The organism is Ktedonosporobacter rubrisoli, from assembly GCF_004208415.1.
GTDB classification, from domain to species: Bacteria; Chloroflexota; Ktedonobacteria; order Ktedonobacterales; family Ktedonobacteraceae; genus Ktedonosporobacter; species Ktedonosporobacter rubrisoli.
Map to the genome: position 1 here is coordinate 2,687,254 of NZ_CP035758.1, position 18,553 is coordinate 2,705,806.

At 50.4% G+C, this 18,553-nt stretch carries 16 protein-coding genes; 11 read left to right on the plus strand and 5 right to left on the minus strand.

The window, feature by feature from the left end; genetic code table 11:
• Positions 1-113 precede the first annotated feature (113 nt).
• Entirely contained in the window at positions 114-692 is a 579-nt protein-coding gene (locus tag EPA93_RS12290) for an RBBP9/YdeN family alpha/beta hydrolase (RefSeq protein WP_129887807.1), read from the plus strand.
• 555 nt (positions 693-1,247) lie between these two features.
• A complete protein-coding gene (locus EPA93_RS12295) occupies positions 1,248-1,967 on the plus strand; it encodes an SDR family oxidoreductase (protein WP_207229518.1) in 720 nt (239 codons plus the stop codon).
• Positions 1,968-2,101: 134 nt separating this feature from the next.
• Here the strand turns inward: EPA93_RS12295 and EPA93_RS12300 are convergent, their stop codons facing one another.
• Positions 2,102-3,001, minus strand: a complete 900-nt coding sequence (locus tag EPA93_RS12300; protein ID WP_129887809.1) for a general stress protein — start codon at positions 2,999-3,001, stop codon at positions 2,102-2,104.
• Positions 3,002-3,396: 395 nt separating this feature from the next.
• Here EPA93_RS12300 and EPA93_RS12305 point away from each other — a divergent pair, with 395 nt between their 5' ends.
• From EPA93_RS12305 to EPA93_RS12335, 7 genes are all read left to right on the plus strand, one after another.
• Complete coding sequence (locus EPA93_RS12305; RefSeq protein ID WP_129887810.1) at positions 3,397-4,200, plus strand: TetR/AcrR family transcriptional regulator; 804 nt, start codon at positions 3,397-3,399, stop codon at positions 4,198-4,200.
• A gap of 86 nt (positions 4,201-4,286) precedes the next feature.
• On the plus strand, positions 4,287-5,795 hold the full coding sequence (gene tnpC, locus EPA93_RS12310; RefSeq protein ID WP_129886188.1) for an IS66 family transposase: 1,509 nt from the start codon (positions 4,287-4,289) through the stop codon (positions 5,793-5,795).
• Positions 5,796-6,236: 441 nt separating this feature from the next.
• The gene (locus EPA93_RS12315) at positions 6,237-7,283 is read left to right on the plus strand and encodes a phytoene desaturase family protein (protein WP_165423046.1); all 1,047 of its coding nucleotides are present in this window, start codon (positions 6,237-6,239) and stop codon (positions 7,281-7,283) included.
• Positions 7,262-7,537 carry a hypothetical protein gene (locus tag EPA93_RS12320; protein WP_129887812.1) on the plus strand — a complete coding sequence of 92 codons (276 nt, stop codon included), beginning with the start codon at positions 7,262-7,264 and terminating at the stop codon, positions 7,535-7,537. Before EPA93_RS12315 ends, EPA93_RS12320 begins: the two co-directional genes overlap by 22 nt.
• A 175-nt stretch (positions 7,538-7,712) precedes the next feature.
• The gene (locus tag EPA93_RS12325; protein WP_129887813.1) at positions 7,713-8,582 is read left to right on the plus strand and encodes an RNA polymerase sigma-70 factor; all 870 of its coding nucleotides are present in this window, start codon (positions 7,713-7,715) and stop codon (positions 8,580-8,582) included.
• A gap of 399 nt (positions 8,583-8,981) precedes the next feature.
• Positions 8,982-9,836: a TrmH family RNA methyltransferase gene (locus EPA93_RS12330; protein WP_207229519.1), complete on the plus strand. Its 855-nt coding sequence runs from the start codon at positions 8,982-8,984 to the stop codon at positions 9,834-9,836.
• A 318-nt stretch (positions 9,837-10,154) separates the two neighbouring features.
• Positions 10,155-10,631: a DUF3995 domain-containing protein gene (locus tag EPA93_RS12335; RefSeq protein WP_129887814.1), complete on the plus strand. Its 477-nt coding sequence runs from the start codon at positions 10,155-10,157 to the stop codon at positions 10,629-10,631.
• Positions 10,632-10,672: 41 nt separating this feature from the next.
• Here the strand turns inward: EPA93_RS12335 and EPA93_RS12340 are convergent, their stop codons facing one another.
• From EPA93_RS12340 to EPA93_RS12350, 3 genes are all read right to left on the minus strand, one after another.
• Positions 10,673-11,641 carry an NADP-dependent oxidoreductase gene (locus EPA93_RS12340; protein WP_129887815.1) on the minus strand — a complete coding sequence of 323 codons (969 nt, stop codon included), beginning with the start codon at positions 11,639-11,641 and terminating at the stop codon, positions 10,673-10,675.
• A gap of 488 nt (positions 11,642-12,129) precedes the next feature.
• Positions 12,130-12,468 carry a nucleoside triphosphate pyrophosphohydrolase family protein gene (locus tag EPA93_RS12345; protein ID WP_129887816.1) on the minus strand — a complete coding sequence of 113 codons (339 nt, stop codon included), beginning with the start codon at positions 12,466-12,468 and terminating at the stop codon, positions 12,130-12,132.
• A gap of 165 nt (positions 12,469-12,633) precedes the next feature.
• On the minus strand, positions 12,634-13,008 hold the full coding sequence (locus EPA93_RS12350) for a VOC family protein (RefSeq protein ID WP_129887817.1): 375 nt from the start codon (positions 13,006-13,008) through the stop codon (positions 12,634-12,636).
• Positions 13,009-13,215: 207 nt separating this feature from the next.
• Here EPA93_RS12350 and EPA93_RS12355 point away from each other — a divergent pair, with 207 nt between their 5' ends.
• Both EPA93_RS12355 and EPA93_RS12360 read left to right on the plus strand, forming a co-directional pair.
• Positions 13,216-14,085, plus strand: coding sequence for a class I SAM-dependent methyltransferase (locus EPA93_RS12355; protein WP_129887818.1), 870 nt, complete (start codon positions 13,216-13,218; stop codon positions 14,083-14,085).
• Positions 14,086-14,287: 202 nt separating this feature from the next.
• Positions 14,288-15,127, plus strand: coding sequence for an LLM class flavin-dependent oxidoreductase (locus EPA93_RS12360; RefSeq protein ID WP_165423047.1), 840 nt, complete (start codon positions 14,288-14,290; stop codon positions 15,125-15,127).
• Positions 15,128-15,232: 105 nt separating this feature from the next.
• On the opposite strand, the gene EPA93_RS12365 is transcribed toward EPA93_RS12360, so the two are convergent.
• Positions 15,233-18,547, minus strand: a complete 3,315-nt coding sequence (locus tag EPA93_RS12365) for a lantibiotic dehydratase (protein ID WP_165423048.1) — start codon at positions 18,545-18,547, stop codon at positions 15,233-15,235.
• Between the last annotated feature and the right edge of the window lie 6 nt (positions 18,548-18,553).

The window sequence follows — 18,553 nt, forward strand, 5'->3', positions numbered from 1 at the left end:
AATAGAGAGCAGAAACACTTCGCTGAGGAGGTTTTAACGAGGATGCTTGTTCCTCACGTAGCCCACAAGGTATACTAGGTCAGATATTGGAATTAAAGGAGAACAGAGAAATTATGGTTTCTACTGTCAAGAAACAAATCATCATTCTTCATGGCAGCTATGGAACTCCCACAGGAAACTGGTTTCCCTGGCTTGCCAAACGTATTGAGTCCTACGGTCACTCTGTAACTCTTCCTCTCTTTCCAACGCCTGCAGGTCAAAGCCTCATCTCGTGGAAACAGGCATTTCGAGCACAAGTACGAGGATTAACTCCAGAGACGATTCTTGTTGGGCACAGTATGGGGGCCGGATTTGCACTCCGTCTGCTAGAAGAAAGCGAGCATCCTATCCTTGGGACGTTCCTTGCTGCTGGTTTCGTTGGTGCTGTGGGCCTGCCTGACTATGATAAGATCAATGCCTCATTTTTTGCTTCGCCTTTCGATTGGCAAACGATCGGAAAGTTAGCAGGGCGTGTTCACGTATATGCGAGTGATGATGATCCCTATGTCCCATTCGAGCAGACCAATGAGATTGCACGCCAGCTAGCAACTCCGCTGACAGTTATTCAAGGCGGTGCACATTTGAACGAAGAAGCGCATTTTGTGACGTTTCCTCAACTCTTGAAAGATATGAAACCATTGTTGGCTCTCTGAGCTCCAGTATTTCTCTACATGATCCCAAGAAGTTGGGCCGCAAAATTGAATATTCCCGGCGGGAAATGCTCAATACCTTCTTTAATGCCTCAATCGCAACGGGTGTACTTGGCGAGATTTATTAGGGCCTTCCCGCCCTATGGCATTGTTTCGCATCCCTCTCATGCTTGGTGGCGCAGTGAGCTATGACAAGCGATCAACGAATTCCCCAGAACGCAACTCAGTGTGGCCGATGGGCATTATCCTCAGCCTGGTGCCGCCAGTCTTGATAGCCAAAGTGTGAAAACGACCGAGATGGTAGGCAAGAAGATGAAAAGACGCAAGCGCCATCTTCTGCTCGATACAATGGGCCTATTGCTCATTGTCGTTGTTCATCGGCTTCGATCCAAGATCGAGATGGGGCTAAGCTTGTACTGGAATAGGATTCGCTAACTCTACCCCTTTACAACACGGAACGTATCGCCTATAATAAAGAAACGGTACGTACCGTATACAATAAAATAGATGCGCGAGTAGAGGGCGAGAGTTCTTGCTCGTATGAGAAAGGAATTGAAGATGAGCGTCGCGGATCAGCACATAGTTATTATTGGTGGCTCGTCTGGAATTGGCCTGGCAACGGCGAAAATGCTAGCCGAGCAGGGGGCAAAGGTAACAATTGCCGCTCGCCAGCGCGAGAAGCTGGTTCAGGCCAGCGTCTCAATAGAGCAGCAAGTGGCTTATGATGTGGTAAATGCAAGCGTATTAGAAGAGGTGCAAGCCTTCTTTAAGCGCGTAGGTTCCTTTGATCACCTTGTCCTGACCCTGGGCAGCAGCGAAGGGATGGGGGATTTCCGCACGCTGGATTTTACCATGCTGCGTCGTGCCTTCGAGACCAAGTACTGGGCCCAGCTTCAGGCCGCTCAGGCCAGTCTTGACTACCTGCGTAAAGATGGCTCGCTAACCTTTGTGAGCGCGGTTTCCGCACGTACAGCCTCGGCAGGAGCTGCGGGTCTGGCCACACTTAATGGCGCCCTGGAAGCAATAATCCCATCCTTAGCTCTAGAGCTGCAGCCCTTACGGGTGAATGCTGTATCGCCAGGACTTATCGATACGCCCTGGTGGAGCGGTTTTCCCAGCGAGATGAGAGAGGCAATATTTGCGCAAATAACCGCAGCAACGCCGGTCAAGCGTGCTGGCCGCGCGGAAGATGTTGCCCAGGCCATCGCATTCCTCATCAAGAATACATTTATGGCTGGCACAATCCTCGAATGCGATGGCGGAGCGCGCATCAGATAATCTCCAGCTGATTTATACTGCTGTGTGGTGTCATAGCCAGGGCAAGCTTAAATTGCCTGCTAAATAAACTATCCGGCCTCGCTGCTGCAAGCGAGGCCGGATAGTTTAAGGTTGGTAGCAACGAAGGTACGGAACTAGTCGCGTCTGGGATAGGTATCGTTAGGATCGTAAGGGCGCTCAGTATAGGGCACGTTAGGATCGTTAGTGCGCCTGAAATCAGGATTGTTAGCTTCGTATGTTCTTCTGGCGTTTGGATCATTAGGATCGTAAGGGCGCTCAGTATAGGGCACGTTAGGATTGTTAGACTCGTAAGTACGCCTTACCGCTGGATCGTTTGGATCATAAGGGCGGTTAGCGTTAGGGTCATAGGTGCGTGGCGTATTTGCCTCATCTTGATAAGGTGTCTCAGGATTGGTATAGGTGCCAGGCTGGCTGTATGTCTGGGATGGTGCAGTGCGCGGATCATACTGACCAGGCTGGGTATAGGTATCCGAGACAGGCTGGCGATAAGCTCCGGCCTGGTTTGCGTTGTAGGCATCAGGCCTTGTACTGGTGCTAGCGCCGTTGTGCTGTAGGATATCAAGAGCCTCCGCTTGTCTGTTGGGAGCAGTAACGGTCACCAGAGCCCGGCCCGCTTCAAACTCTCCCTGGTAATAGCGTGCTTCCTCTTCAGGTATACCCATCTGACTAAAGACACCAAGTAGACCGCCAGCTACGGCCCCAACAGCGGCGCCGCCTAGCGTTGTTGCCAGAATACCGCCCGCGACTGCTGGTCCGATACCCGGAATAAACAGCGCAGCCGCTGCGCCCACAATTCCACCAATCACACCGCCGCTTACGGCCCCAACAGCAGCGTTAGTGACTTCCCCTGGTGCTGTTGACCTTAAGTCCTGCTCTGACTGCTCGCCGTTCTTGACAAGAAAGCCAATTTGTTCGTTGGTAAATCCTGCACGCTGGAGTTCGTTGATTGCATCTTCGGCTTGTCTACGTGTAGAGAAGACACCTACAACTGTAGTACGCTGAGTTGTCGTCATAACATGCTCCTTTCGTGAGGATGAATAATAAACGCACTTGTCCTATGCAAGCTGCTTATTCATCATTTCATCACGCAGTTCTTGTTTCTACAGATCAGAATGGATTCTTAACTTATTCTCCGTCTGTATAAAAATTCCAGAAATGGAATTTGTGATCTTTTCTTCACACGTATCTGTACACGTACCAGACAAAAAAAAGGATACAGGCGAGACATATGCATTTTTGCATAGATGCCGGTGGGACGACTTGTAAAATACCTGGCGCTTCTATCTCATTTGAGCCTCTCAAGCTGCATACCTTGACTCTATTCTGCCAACTCATTATACTTTAAACTGGCTAGCATTTGAGGAAATTTGTAAATTGTTCACTGAATAAGAAGGTAGAGAAGCGTTTTATGGATCATGCTCCGGCCCAGGCCGAACGCTCGAAGCAGAGGGAACGCGCAGAGCGCATCCTGGATGTAGCGGCCGAGCTGCTATTAAAATGGGGATATAAGCGTGTTACTATCGATGATATTGCTGAACGCGCAGGAGTTGGCACAGGTACAGTATATTTGCACTGGAAGACACGTCAAAGTTTATTCCAAACGCTCTTAATGCGTGAGACAGTATATGTCTGGAATGCCCTCTTAGAGCAAATGCGGGCCGACCCAGAAGAGGTTCTCCTGCATCGCATGATGCATTCTTTGCTACTCATTGTAATGCGGCGTCCACTAGCGCGTGCACTTTTTACTGGCAATAAAGAATTGTTGGGCAAGCTCTCTTTTGCTGGCGTTGATGCTGAGCTGCAAAAGCAACAAATGGCTGCGGCTTCCCAATATTTGAGCTTGTTGCGTGCTGGCGGATTGATGCGTACGGATGTCGATTTCGAAGCCCAGATGTACGCGTTTAGCGCCACCTTAATCGGCTTCTGCTTTATTGATCCTTTGCTAGGTCCATTTCTGGTGAGTGAGAAGCGCCGGGGACGGGTAGACAGCCCGGGTCTCCAGGAAACTGGCGAGATGGAAACTGGAGATCATGGCGGTCTTTCTTTGGAGACAAAGGCAGCTATGCTCGCTCGCACGATACGGCTGGCCTTTGAGCCGGAAGAGTTGCCTTCGCTTGCAAGCTTGCAAGAACTGGCTGCGAAGGTAATTGCAATTATAGAGCAGATTTGTGAAGCATATATGCAACAAATACAAAAAAACATGCTTCATTAGCAGATTGTTATGCTATTCCTTCAGGGTAACTATTCAGATGGGCTAGGTAGTTGCGGAGAGAGCTGTCAATCTGCTAGAGTAGGCTTATGAACAAGGATGACGAGTTGGAGCAGCTGCGACAAGAGAATGACGCGCTACGACATACCAATCGCACCTTACATGAGTGTGTGCGGGAGTCCATCCAGGCCATTGGTTCGCTGCACAAGCAGATCAAGGAACTGGAAGGAGTGATTGCCTCCCAGCAAGAGCACATCAAAGCCTTGGAAGGGCAGGTGGCCAAAGATAGTCATAACAGCAGCCTCCCACCTTCTTCAGATCGCTTTGTTCGTGTTCCTAAGAGCTTGCGGCAGCCGAGTGGCAAGAAACCTGGAGGACAAAAAGGCCATCGAGGACATCATCTGCGCCAGGTCCAGACGCCTGATGAGATCCTCGTGCATCCAGTTCTTGCCTGTTCCCACTGTCACCGTGATCTCAGTGGCCTTCCAGCAGCTCTACCAGAACGACGCCAGGTGATTGACTTGCCCAGCCAACGGCTCTGGATCAAGGAGCATCGCGTGGAAGAAAAGCAATGCCCCGTATGTTATCACCTGACACGAGCGTCTTTTCCAGCGAGCGTGAAGGCTCCAACACAGTATGGAAGAGGCATCCAAACGCTCGCCACCTATTTGGTGCAAGGTCAGGCTCTGCCTTATGCTCGCGCTAGTCAACTCTTGCAGGAATTGCTGGGAGTCCAACTCTCGGCGGGCAGCATCGCTAGCTTTGTCAAAACCTGTTACCATCAGTTGGAGGAGGTCGAAACTCGTCTGAGAGCGGCTGTGGTCAAGGCCAAGGTACTCAATCAGGATGAAACCGGGATGCGGGTCGGCACAGAGGGCTGGTGGGTGCATGTCTGCTCGACGGCTCGGCTGACCTATTATGCGGCTCATCCGAGTCGGGGACGGGTGGCCCTTGATGCCATTGGCATCGCTCCACAGTTTCGTGGCACCAGTGTTCATGATGGGTTGCAGAGCTATCAGAGCTACTGCTTTACCCAAGCCTTATGCAATGTCCATCATCTGCGAGAGCTGACCTTTATCGAGGAAGAACTAGGACAAGTCTGGGCGAGAGCGATGAAAGAGCTGTTGCTCGACATGAAGGCTGAGGTGGAGCGAGCGAAAACACATGGTCAGCCACAATTGGATTTGCTCGTGCTCGCACGCTTGCTTTGTCGCTATGATGAGATCCTGGCAGAAGGCTATCTCGCTCATCCACCGCCGGGTCCACCCAAGAAGTCAGCACAGGGAAAACGACTCCCAGGACGAGCCAAACAAAGCCCGGCCCGTAACCTGCTGGATCGTTTCTCTCAGAGAAAGTGGGAGGTGCTTCGGTTCCTCCATGATTTTGCTGTGCCGTTTGACAACAACCAGGCCGAGCGCGACCTGCGCATGATCAAGGTGCAGCAAAAAGTCTCTGGCTGCTTCCGCACCGAGCTGGGAATTGCTATGTTCTGTCGCATTCGCAGTTACCTCTCCACGTTGCGAAAGCAAGGCATTGCACTGTTCTCTGCCTTCGATCACCTATTTTCAGGGACCCCTGTTCTTCCTGCTTTCTCCTGACCCACCTGAATAGTTACCCTTCAGGCTCTTTAGCGGATTTTTAGATCTCTCTTTACCCTGGATAGGGCTTGTTCTCTTCTGCTCGCTGCCTGTTTTGTCTGGTCCTTGAATTGCCATGATTTATGCTCCCATTAATGATTATTTAGCTAAGATCTGATCGATTAAATATGTTTTTTGTTCTTCTTAATGAAGGGCAAGATGTGCCACTCGCGTTTGCCTCTCAAGAGAGAATGTTCATATCACGGTAAGCTCACAAATGCTCTGCAAAGGGGAGAAGAGCGTAAAGAAATCTTTGTGCTAAAAGGGCAAGAACGGAAATAGCGGAAATTTCCATAATGGCTGTCACAGAAAAACTTCTACTTCCGTCCCATGTGTGATTATTCGCAGAGACGAATAACTATGGTTACTTTTGACTACTTGCAGGAATGGAGAAGGATTTCTATGCACGCGCAAAAATTTGATGCAATTGTTATCGGCGGTGGGCTTGCCGGGTTGACCGCTGCTGCCTATCTGGCTCGTGCTGGGCGAGAGGTAGCATTGCTTGAGAAATCTAGTTTGCTGGGAGGCCGAGCTATTACGAGAAATGTACAGGGATTTTCATTCAACCTTGGCGCGCATGCGCTCTACCTCGGTGGTCCTGCTGAGCAAATTCTGCACGAACTAGGTGTTGCTTATAGCGGGAAAACTCCAGACCTCTCGCGTTATATGGGCGCCTATGAAAGCACAATTGCCCAATTGCCGGTTAGTTTGAAGAACACTATCACCTCTGGTCTGTTTACTATGCGGGAAAAGCTAGAACTGGCCAGACTCTTTGCCGTACTTGCGCGCTCTGATCACACGCAACTTGAGGGCACAAGTTTACAAACCTGGGCGGAAAAGAATGTGGAACGGCCGCGCATTCGTGAATTCTTATATATGTTCTCGCGCCTGACAACTTATACGCATGCTCCCGAATTGGTGGATGCGGCGTTCGTCCTGAACTTCTGGCGCACGCAGCCAACTGTCCTCTACCTTGATCATGGCTGGCAAACGCTGATAGAAGGATTGAAGCGCGTGGCCCAGGGAGCCGGGGTACAGCTAATGCCGAACAGCAGGGTGGTGGAACTGGAGTACGCTGCCGACCAGGTGAGCGGGGTACGTCTGGCCAATGATACAATACTAGAGGCAGGGGCAGTGATTCTTGCGACAGAGGCCGAGCCTGCTTTGGACTTGCTCGGTGAGCGCAAGAGCGCCTCCTTACGAACCTGGGAGCAGAGCAGACATCAACTCTATGCCGCAGTTCTGGATCTTGGTTTGCGTCGTCTTCCACAGCCACAACATGCTTATGTGCTAGGTATAGATCGTCCATTTTGCAGCGTGGCGATGTCCGAACGTGCCAGGCTTGCCCCCAGGGACAGGTATTGCTCCATACAATTCGCTATCTTCATCCCGCTGCGCCTGGAGATGCGCGGGCGATCTACCAGGAGATGGAAGAGTGGCTTGATCTGATACAGCCTGGCTGGCGCGCCGAAGTCGTAGAGAAACAGTTTTTGCCACATCTTCAGGTGACGGGTGGAATGGTCCAGGCGCGCACCGGCGGATTGAGCGCTATGCCGCAACCGGAACATTCAGGGGTTGCGAATGTCTTCCTGGTCGGCGACTGGATTGGTAGCGAAGCGCACCTGGCTGGAGCTAGCTTTGCCAGCGCTCGTCGGGCAGCTCAAAGCGTATTGCAATACACACGACAACCCGTATCTGTATAAGAGACTTGTCAATAAATGTTTCATTCTCTGGCTGGCTTGGCTGGCAGGAAAGACATGCCTGAACGAGGGCAGATAAAGCACTTTCCCCTCACTCCAAACGTTAGCGAGCAAAAAGCTAGCCAGAGATCGCGGGATATTCGGAGCGTTTGGGCCGAATATCCCCTGGGGATATGAGATGCACGAAGAAACAATTTTTCAGCAATACAAGCCTTTGCTTTTCTCTATTGCCTATAACATGCTTGGCACGGTAATGGATGCGGAGGATTGTGTCCAGGAGGCTTTTCTGCGCTGGCATAAAGCCTGTGTTATGGACGAGCAAGGCGCGATCCGCTCACCTAAGGCCTATTTAAGTGCAATTGTGACCAATATCTGTATTGATCAATTACGCCTGGCAAAACACAAGCATGAGGAATACATTGGTGTCTGGCTACCTGAACCTGTTGTCGCGGCAAATGATCATGTGGAGATGGCTGAGACGCTTTCGCTAGCTTTTGTGCGCCTACTTACAAATCTTTCGCCTATCGAACGGGCTGTCTTTCTTTTGCGGCAGGCCTTCGATTATGACTACGATGAGATCGCGCGTATCGTAGGCAAAAGCGAAGGGAATTGTCGCCAGATTGTGCATCGAGCTCAGCAACATCTTGCCTCCCAGCGTCCGCAACAGCCTATTCCCCGCGAGCAGCATCGCAAGCTTATGGAGGAGTTTGTGCAGGCTGCTGTTAGCGGCAATATGGAAGGCTTACTCAAACTATTGGCCGAGGATATCGTGATGTACGCTGATGGTGGTGGAAAAGTGCGGGCCACGCTCTGTCCTGTCTATGGGCGGGACAAGGTTTTACGCGGATTGCTGGGCTTCTCCTCTAAAGCTCCTGCTGGCCTGACCTGGCGCATCTCCCAGGTCAATGGTCGTCCTGGTATGCTATTCACTCTGCATGAAGCCGTCTTTGCCGTCCTGACTCTGGAGATAGTTGATGGTCGTGTTCAAGAGATCGATATTATCAGAAATCCTGATAAGCTTCAGCATATTGAGCTTTCTGCAGGTTAGCTATGCCTGGAATGGAATCTAGCCAGGTAGAGCGTGAGCTGTGCATTTTACGCTTCTTGATTGACATTAGCCAGGCGGCATGATACATTTTCTCTATGAAATTAATTAATATACGTATTGTTCAAGCAAATGTACCTGCCTCCTTGCAAGCCTGAGTAGAGCGCTTGTAAGGAGGCAAGGATCAAATAGGAAGCGTGTTTCTTCCATAGCCACGCTTATACACGCCAACGTTGTATAAGCAATATGTTGTTTTGCTTTTTTTTCCTCTTTTGCCGCGCCTGCATCAGGCTTTCCCCTTTTTATCACCTGTTTCATCTACAAGCTCACCCCTCTTTATTAGAGGTTGGCCAAAGCTTAGATTTTCCTGGCACATTTAAAGCTAGAAGGCAGGCATTTTCTATGGCAAAACAACACCACTCTCTGGTACGAACACAACAAGACTTTTCTGTCTTTTCCGATACTATCATTACAAGCCGAAACAATGCGAAAATCAAACAGATTCGAGCCCTTCTTAAACGCTCGGTGCGCGAACAAACCGGCCTGGCGCTGCTTGAGGGATGGCGACTTGTCACTGAAGCGCTGCGTTATCCACAACTGGTGCAGCAGCTCATCGTTGCACCAGAATTGCTGAAGAGCCAGCTAGGGCAAACACTATTGCAAGACCAAAGGCAAAAAGGACTTCCTACGCTTTGCGTTAGCACTGAGGTTTTTCTAAGTTTTTCGCTTAAGGACAATCCGCAAGGGATCGCAGCAGTTGTTTCCCAGCAATGGAACCGCTTAGAGCAGATCAGGCTTTCTACTAACGACTGCTGGATTGCTCTTGAAGCGATTCAGAATCCGGGGAACCTGGGGACGATTCTGCGTACCTGCGACGCCGTTGGTTGTCGTGGCGCATTTCTGCTTGATCACACGACCGATGCGTATGATCCAACAGCATTGCGCGCTAGTATGGGGGCAATTTTCTCGCTACGCCTGGTCAAAACCTCTTTCCAGGCCTTTGCTGATTGGAAGCGGCTTCACCACTATCCTGTTGTTGGCACATCTGATGCTGCTACGTTGAACTATCGACATGCCCATTATCCATCGCCCTTAATCCTATTGATGGGAAGCGAACGCCAGGGACTTTCATCTGCGCAACAGGCCTTCTGCGACTTCACAGTGGGAATTCCGATGCAGGGAAGCAGCGATTCGCTCAACGTTTCAATTGCCGCCGCCGTTGTGCTCTACGAGATACTTCATCATTGGAGAAAATGAGTCACTTGTTCAACATTGGGAAGCATCTCGGGATAGAAGTCAGCTGAGCGTTACTTTTATTAAAGGTCTCGACAGTTCGAAAAGTTGTCGAGACCTCTTCTTGCAAAATGACGCGCGCTCTTCTGTTTTTAAGCGTCTCCAGGTACCGCAGCGGTGGAGTCTTGGGGAAATGTTGTAGCCTGTGTCCTCCGATCTGCTCTAGAATGAGCAAGAGCAGACCTGGCAAACGGCTCAAGGCTTCTGAATACTGTGTGCTATACTTATTTCTGCTCCAACTAACAGGAATTTAGGGAGCTAGAAAGAGCATAAGCTATTCGTATGAAGAGAATATCTGGCGATCAAGCTTCCTCTACGATCAGCACGTCATCCTGGAGAATGGCCTGGATAGAATATCTAACTTGCATCTGGGCATTATTATTTGCTGTAGTCCATATTTACTGGGTTATGGGCGGCACGGCAGGTCTTGTAGTGCCGGCAGGGAAGACGACGGTCCTCGCTGCCGGCGGGCCTTTGTTAGCCATAGATATAGCTGCAATTCCCCTGTGCATTATTGCCGGTGTGATTGCCCTTGCTCTTGTGCAGACCTGGAGTAGAATCATACCTCGCTGGATATGGCTTACAACTGCCTGGGGAGCCGGGGTTGTATTGTCACTGCGCGCACTTGTAGGGCTTATTCAGGATGCAATTGATATAATTTCTCATGGCACGCTGGACCCGATGTATGCCTATGACCTATGGTTTTTGATAGGAGGCCTTCTATTTATTGTGATAGCCTGGCGTGCTGGACGCAGGTAAGGACATGCAGGAGTAGTCTCACGTGTCTATCCTTGAGGGCTTTAAGCCGTGATTTGTAGTACGATACGTCCGCGTCCATGGCCACTCTGGCTCAAAATATGAGCCTGCTGTGCTTCGTGGAGTGGAAAGAGTTTGCCTACAACAGGTTTGACCTTTTCCTCAGCTATCAGGTTAGCTATGCTGCGGAGATGCTCGCTAGTCGGTGCAAAAGAGTTTTTTCTTGCGCTAATACCAAGTGCAAGGGCTTTTTCCTGATCGGGCTGCTCAAGCAGCGAAATCAGCGTGCCTCCTGCTTTGAGGACATGCATTGAGCGCTCAAGCGTTTCGCCACCTATCGTATCGAGTACCAGATCGACATTGTGCACAACCTGCTCAAAAGGAGTTTTGGTGTAATCGATCACGGTCTCGGCGCCCAGAGCACGCACAAAGTTTACATTAGCGGTTGAGGTGGTGGCAATTACGTTGGCCCCTTTCCAGCGGGCGAACTGGACCGCAAATAGGCCAACGCCGCCCGCAGCTCCATGAATCAGGACGCTCTGGCCCTTTTGTAGTTGACCATCGCCAAAGAGTCCTGTCCAGGCAATCGTAGCCCCACCAGAGAGCGTTGCCGCTTCTGCAAAGCTAAGCTCCTTCGGCTTAAGGGCCAGCAGGCTGAACGTGTTCGGCTTGAGCGCTGGCGGTTCTACTTCGGTTGTGGTGTACTCAGCGTAGGCTCCATGCGTGCTCCTACCAAAAACTGCTTGCCCCTTCTGGAAACTAACCACTCCAGGCCCAACCTCTTCTATAACGCCTGCCATGGCGGAGCCAGGAATGTAGGGAAAGCTGGCCGGGAAAATTGTTTGAAAGAAACCCTGGCGCATCTTCCACTCCGCTGGCAGGACCCCGGCTGTATGGATGCGTATCAACACTTCGCCAAGCCCTGGCTCTGGGCGTGGAATATCTTCAAGCTTAAGCTGTTCAGGACCACCATACTGATAAACGCGTATGGCTTGCATAATCTGCTCTGTCATAGATGAAGTCTCATTTCTTCTAACTGTCTGCAGCATGCTTGCAGAGCTTGTATTGCAGGACACAGTGAGCCTTTTCGACATAAATAGATCATAGAAGTAATAAATAATAATTGTGTGATTAGCTCACTTAGCCATTTCTCTGTTCTATCCTCTACTCCTGTAATGTATAAGGAAGATAGCCATTCATCCATCGGTCGGAAGAGCAGGATTCTCCCTGTCCTTATGAACAGATAGGTCTTCTCGCTGGGGCTCAGATTCATGTGGGATGAGATGGGGATAGGTTTGTGAGGTATGTATGCTATAGTGAAATTACAGGTGGACTGTTGACCCCCGTCGATGCCGAGTAAGTCAGCAATTGTTCGTATAAGTCCACCTGGTGATTTGACTTGCTCCAAATAACATAAATACTTGCATAAAGCAAGGCCCGTTCATATCTGCATTAAGTGACAGAATGAAGAGCCTGTACAAAAAAAGCCTTATTGTGAGCACTATCTGTTATCGCCGTCTCCATGGATCTGGTTGCGCTCAAGTCGTGAGAATAACTTTTGCATGTTGGCGGTTGCCACCTCTTCTAGGGTGAGATCCAACTCCGTGCAAATCTGAGTGAGATACCACAGAACATCTCCCAGCTCATACTTGAGCGCTTCCCGATCTTCCTCCGAGATTTTGCCGCCCTTATCGCGGAAAATCTTCTTAATCTTGCCGGCGACCTCGCCAGCCTCGTTAGTAAGACCCAACGTAGGATAGACAATCGGGCTATCAGTTTTCACTTCGCCCCAGGTTTTGCGCGACTCTCGCTGGTATGTTTGAAAATCTTCAATGTGCATAGAAATCTTCTTAACCTCAGAAATAGCTATATGAGAAAGAGCTTAGCTGCAAGCGCAAGCTCTTAAACCGTATGCCTGATAATTGTCAGAAGTGTAGCACAGAGCCGATATGGCGCGCACTAAAATAGAACTTCCAGGTTTTTTGATGGGAGAATAATAAGGCCTTCAGGGTATTTGGAGACCTGGCTTGAGCGGCCCTTTCGTCATATCAAGAATGCATAGGCGCGTTCCAAATGGATCTTCGATTACCATACACTTTCCTATCGCAATAGGAAACGGCTCAACAAGAATACGACAACCATTTGCGCGCAGAGTCTGTGCAGCCGTCTCTACATCCTCTACAAGGTAATGCACCTCAACTCGTCCGGGGATGTCTGTTTTGCTGTGCAGGACAATCTCTGCGTCTGTTTCGGGGAAGGCCATGCCTGCCGATTCTTCATCCCACCATATCAGGCGCAAGCCAAATACAGCTGTATAGTAGTCCACAGCGGCTTTCACATCTGACACGCGTATCATCACACAATCAATCTTTTTTAACAAAACTTTTCTCCCTCTTGATAGATATAGTGCAGCGTTATGCACAGTAGTTGCCTGTCCTTTGCGGGTCAGACGTGCAGTAAAAACCCGCTCGCCATGCCCACCTGGCTATCATATACTACCGGTAGCTGCAGCTTTGCCAGAAATGGAAACTTAAGCAGCAAAATAACACTGATAAAATTATAAGCTTTGGAAAAGGAAGAAGGTAGGATGCCAATACCACAGGATAAAAACAAACCTGAGCATCCCAGCACATATTTTGTGCAGGATCGTCAGAATGAAGAAGAACTTACGCGCGTCACTATCCAGGATCATATGATTACGGCAGCAATGGGAGGCGTACTTCCGGAGCACAAGAATATTTCCAAGTTGCGTCGTGTGCTCGATATTGGTTGTGGAACAGGCGGATGGATTATCGATACGGCACAGGAATATCCAGAGCTGTCATTGATAGGTGTAGATGTGAGTCAACGTATGATCAGTCATGCCCGTGAGCAGGCGTTTCAGCAGCACGTTGAGGAGCGCGTCGAATTCCTGGTCATGGATGCTTTACGCATGCTGGAATTTCCCAATGCTTATTTTGACCTGGTAAACATGCGCCTGGGTTCAAGTTTTCTGCGTACCTGGGATTGGCGCAAACTTTTTAGTGAGATGTTGCGTGTCACCCATGCCGGGGGCGTTATCCGGGTTACAGAGCCGGAGATTATTAACCATAGCAATAGTCCATCTCATATGCGACTGCATGAGATGTTGCTGTGTGCCCTTTTTCAGGCTGGACATCTCTTTACGCAGGGGAGTACCGGCTTAACTGCAAAGTTGCCAGAGCTTTTTTATCAGTATGGATGCCAGCAAGTTCAGACTCGGCCGTATGTTTTAGCATATCGTGCAGGTACGCAAGAAGGGCAGGCTTATTACAATGATGTGGTTTATGGCTTTCGAACGTTGCGCCCATTTATTCGCAAGTGGGGCTGCCTGGCCGAGGACTATGACGCTATCTATCGCCAGGCTATCGAGGAAGTGGGACGCAGCGATTTTCAAGTTAGCTGGACCCTTCACTGTGTCTGGGGAATAAGACCTTAAAAGAAATGCCCCTTCTATCCCTGCTCAAGCCAGGGGATTGACGAGGTGCTTCGCTAAATCGCTGGACAATTGACGCTTGAAGGACAAGTTTGTGTGCCCATAAGAGAAGGCCAGAAATATGACAGAGGGTGGCATGAAGTCAGAGTAAAATGAGAGCCGTAGTAAAGATAGCAATCCAGGTAGAGAATGATGAGGTATGGCTATGAAATACGGTATTGCGCTGCCATTATCGGGCATTGATGGCGATATTGAGCGCCTTGTGGAGTATGCGCATATTGCTGAAGAGGCTGGATGGGATGGGGTCTTTCTGGAAGATTATATAGTCTATTGGGTCAAAGGTGGCGTAACTTACGATCCCTGGCTAGCATTGACGGCAATAGCCCTTCGTACAAAGCGAGTACGCCTTGGGATGACGGTTACTCCATTGCCTTCTCGCTTGCCTTGGAAATTGGCGCGAGAAGCAGTTACGCTTGATCATCTCTCTCACGGCCGCTTGATTCTCGGCTTTGGCCTGGGCGATCCTAGAGATAGTCATTTTGGCGAAGTTTCAAATGTAAAGCAGAGAGCCGAGATGCTTGATGAGGGCCTGGAGATTCTTGCAGGCCTTATGAGCGGGCAGCCCTTTCACTATGAGGGGCAGCACTATAGAGTAGAGCATGTAACCTTTGAACCTCAACCGCTCCAGAAGCCGAGAATTCCAATCTGGATAGGTGGTTTCTGGCCGCGCAAAGCCCCAGCCAGGCGAGCCGCGCATTGGGATGGTTTTTGCCCTGCCAAGGTTCCCGATGCTCAGGGCTATGGATCTTTCCAGCCCGCCGATGTGAGCGCGATCAGGACTTTTATCGCGCAAGAGCGCACAGATAAAGGCCCATTTGACCTGTGCATCGGCGGCTACAGCCCTGGTGATGATAAGGCCAGAGCACGAGCCCAGGTAGGGGAGTTTGAGCAGGCGGGCGCGACCTGGTGGTGCGAGTTTGTATTGCCCGATCTCGGTCAGGCCCAGCAGGCTTTGACGCGTATAAAACAAGGTCCTCCCCGATAGCTATGTGGCCCTCAATCAAGCCGATTGAGGGCAATGCTTCTTAAATAAATTACATTCAACTCAAGTACCAAAGATTACCAGAGGCCAGGTCAATGCGCAACTTGCCTAGAGTTTTGGGGACTGGCTATGTTTTTGGGACGGTCGTCTCTGGATACTCTCTAATGTATGCCGCCAGAGCGCATATCCAGCCTGTTCTCGCGTTCGATCGATGCCGTAGAGACGATTGAATTGCATGTGGGCAAGGCTAGCCAGGATCGTTTCCTCTGGTACCCAGAGTTTATTCTGGCTCGTCAGGTCGTGGAGTGCGGCTGAGACTCGCTGCAGAACTGTCTCCTGTATCAGATTTGCTTGAAGCAGGAGCGTACGCTGTGACTGTATCTTTGGATCGAAGCTAGCATCCCAGGGTTGAAGAAGTTCACAGAAGAGCCGGCGTTGAGGACGGAAGGCTTCACTTTGCTCGTACTTGCCAGTACGTTTCTGCAGGTAGCTCAGCCGTTGGGAGAGATCCAAACCCCAAAGCGTAAAAAGCTGATCTAGCATAAAGACGTTAATTACTTGTTCGTCAAGAGTAATCTGGTTGGTGTAAAGGGCAGCTATGATCTCTGCCGTTGCTACGCTATTGACCATAAAAGCTTCCTCAAGAAGATCAATCGCTTGAGGACCCCCGTAGCGTTCTATTTCACGTCGATAAGTATCCAACACCAGGTTCCCGGCCAGCCCTGCAGTAACCAGGCTTCGTCCCCAGGCAAGTGCCTGCACAAGTAGCTCGTTGCTAGTTTGGGCATTTGCTGCATGAAAGCGTATGCGTAGGTGCGGTTCAGGATCAGCGTAGCGGACAAAGAACCAGCGATCAATGAGCTGCTGTTGGCTCAATTGCTGAACGAACTTACGTAAGGGCATGGTGATAAGCTCGTCATGTTGCTTTATCGGGGCATAGAGCTTAAGAAAAGTCCAGTCATCACCAGCTAATTTAAGCCGTTCCCTCTCTGTAATTGGATAAACGGGAAAATGCTGAGGGCGTTCTGCCTGCATAGTTTCTGTTGACTGTTGGGGGGTGTTTGGTTTTGTCGCTATGAGAGGAACTACCAGCTCAGTTAGATAAGCCCGGCCTTGTTTATCATGTAGCCAGAGATGGTCGAAGTCGGGCAGCATCTCTTGTAAGCGCACGAAGGCATTCTGACCGGCTTTCTGTAAACTATGGTGCAACTCCGCTACCGAGAGCGGATGCTCAAGATCGAGCAGCAAGCGATTATCATGCTCTTGTAAATAGACGTAACGTGGCACTTGCCACTGTTTACGCCACTTCTGTAAACCGGCGAAAAAGCGTGTTTGGGCACTGCCAGAGCCTGTTGGCTCAACCATTATTGTCTGAAGATTCCATTTCGCTGGCCTGAGCACCATCTTCTTACGTACCACACGTGGCAGGAATGGAACGTTTGCTACAGGACCCCAATTAAACGAGGAGAGCAAGGGATAGGCATCCTGTGAGATTTCCAGCAGGAAACGGCAGACGTTTGGCGCTCTCTGGCTATTGAGCATATGGCTTTGTGTGACCACTACTCTTTTCCCATGACTGAGCGAACGCAGATAGAAGCCCTCATGCTCGACTCCTACAACGAGATCGCTCAGGGCAATAACTCGTTCAAGTGGGACTGAGGGTGTTGTATTCACTACAATCTCGTAAGTACGCAGTAGTGGGCGTATCGCTACGTTAGCGCCGCGCCCACGTTTGGGCAGATAGCTCAACTCCGCCAGGAGCGTATCGGGGAAAAAGGCTTCTTCTCGTCGGGCATACTCCTTGAGTTGAGGCAGGCCTGCAGGATCGACGATATCGAAAAAACGGCAGAAAGTTCGTCCGCCATAGGCCAGCGTTGCTGGCGCAATCACCCCTCTCCACTCACCGTGATCCAGGGCCTCACGAGATGATGCGTGCAGTTGCACATACATTTCTACTGCTGGCAAGGGTGGACGCGTTGGCTTTGGCTGCCATTGAGCAAGTTGCTCAAGCAATGTATCAGTTACTTCAATTCCTTTAGCCTGCTCATGCAGCGCGGTTGCTAATAGCGAACTGAGGAGCCTATCCCTTTGTTCCTGCTGCTCTGTATGTAGAGGTGGCGAACCCGCGAGCCGAAAAGTACGTGGAGGTTCAAGATAGGTAGAAGGGGCATCTAAGCCGAATTCCGGACTGAGCAAATCGAGGACAGGAACCTCGGCGTGCATGCCATAGCGTTCAATAAAAAGTCCATAATATTCACGTAGGTGCTGGCGAGAGTAGGAGCGCTCCAGGCGCAATAATACCTCGGTAGCATCGGCTACGGCTCTACCTACCTCAACGTTGAGCTGGAACTGCTCCAGCGCTAGCCCGGCATCGATTTGGTAGGTCTGCTCCTTCTGAGCGGGCACAAGCTTTTGTTGTTTCTCTACGAGCTGGCCCAATAAATGTGTTGGACCTCCGGCTCCCAGTGAATCAATCTCCGCCATTAAATGGAGGATCTCGTCAAGGGCAGCTGTTAGCGGCTGGGCTCCAGGAAGTTGGCGTAAGCGTTTCAGTAAAGATTGCTCAGGGTGAGGGCTGGTCAGCGGTGGTCGCAGATCGCTGATCAGGAAATGAGATTCCCATAATTGTTGGAGTAGCTTCTCTACTTGCTGCTCGGTAGCCTGGGGAAAGGCCTTGCAGACTTTCTGCTGGAGTACTGAATAAGGGATTGGCTCTCGGGCAATTTCTTGAATATACTGGAAAACGCGCGTTGCCCGCACCGCTACTGAGCGATTGTCACCTTTACCATAGATATCGGCTGAAGGAAGCACTGCTCGGGCGCCTGCCATATAGATACTGCGGTTCATCAGAACATGAAGTTGCGGTAGCGTCTCTCTGTTCTCCTCCACTTGTTGAATAAGAGAAAGGAGCCAGCTCATATCTGGACGGGTGCGTATGCGAGCCAGGGAAGATATTCCAAGTTGGGCTGTTGTTACGTCACCCAAGCTGCCAATCGCAACGCCTGCGAAAAGGCCAAAGGGAGTCGGGCGGGTACACATGCGTACCAGATAGCGGAAGATACCGGCAAAAGCCTGTCTCGCTCGTCGAGAAGTGTGATCCCCACTTTTGATGCATTCGATGCCGGCTGCGATGTCACTACTGGCTACGAAGAGAGCTTGTTCAATGGCAGGGCATTCTACCAATCGGGCCAGGACGTCATAGCTTTGTTGACTGATTGAGGCAAGTCTTGCCTCAAGATTGTTATCGGTGGATGTCTCGCTCACCGTTGTGGCGGTTGTCATTTGTATGAATACCTGGGCTGGCAGATGTGGGGCACGTAGCAAATACATGCCAACCGGTTCATAAAGCTGATTCGTCTGACCTGCTTCAAATTGGTGCTTTCTCAGGGTCACACTTTTTGGTTTCGCTTGTTCATGTTCCATAGAGCG

Coding starts and splice junctions, on each gene's coding strand:
- EPA93_RS12315 (WP_165423046.1), top strand. CDS start 6,237: ATGCACGCGCAAAAATTTGATGCAATTGTTATCGGCGGTGGGCTTGCC.
- tnpC (WP_129886188.1), top strand. CDS start 4,287: ATGAACAAGGATGACGAGTTGGAGCAGCTGCGACAAGAGAATGACGCG.
- EPA93_RS12325 (WP_129887813.1), top strand. CDS start 7,713: ATGCACGAAGAAACAATTTTTCAGCAATACAAGCCTTTGCTTTTCTCT.
- EPA93_RS12295 (WP_207229518.1), top strand. CDS start 1,248: ATGAGCGTCGCGGATCAGCACATAGTTATTATTGGTGGCTCGTCTGGA.
- EPA93_RS12305 (WP_129887810.1), top strand. CDS start 3,397: ATGGATCATGCTCCGGCCCAGGCCGAACGCTCGAAGCAGAGGGAACGC.
- EPA93_RS12300 (WP_129887809.1), bottom strand. CDS start 3,001: ATGACGACAACTCAGCGTACTACAGTTGTAGGTGTCTTCTCTACACGT.
- EPA93_RS12355 (WP_129887818.1), top strand. CDS start 13,216: ATGCCAATACCACAGGATAAAAACAAACCTGAGCATCCCAGCACATAT.
- EPA93_RS12365 (WP_165423048.1), bottom strand. CDS start 18,547: ATGGAACATGAACAAGCGAAACCAAAAAGTGTGACCCTGAGAAAGCAC.
- EPA93_RS12335 (WP_129887814.1), top strand. CDS start 10,155: ATGAAGAGAATATCTGGCGATCAAGCTTCCTCTACGATCAGCACGTCA.
- EPA93_RS12360 (WP_165423047.1), top strand. CDS start 14,288: ATGAAATACGGTATTGCGCTGCCATTATCGGGCATTGATGGCGATATT.
- EPA93_RS12320 (WP_129887812.1), top strand. CDS start 7,262: ATGGAAGAGTGGCTTGATCTGATACAGCCTGGCTGGCGCGCCGAAGTC.
- EPA93_RS12330 (WP_207229519.1), top strand. CDS start 8,982: ATGGCAAAACAACACCACTCTCTGGTACGAACACAACAAGACTTTTCT.
- EPA93_RS12290 (WP_129887807.1), top strand. CDS start 114: ATGGTTTCTACTGTCAAGAAACAAATCATCATTCTTCATGGCAGCTAT.
- EPA93_RS12340 (WP_129887815.1), bottom strand. CDS start 11,641: ATGACAGAGCAGATTATGCAAGCCATACGCGTTTATCAGTATGGTGGT.
- EPA93_RS12345 (WP_129887816.1), bottom strand. CDS start 12,468: ATGCACATTGAAGATTTTCAAACATACCAGCGAGAGTCGCGCAAAACC.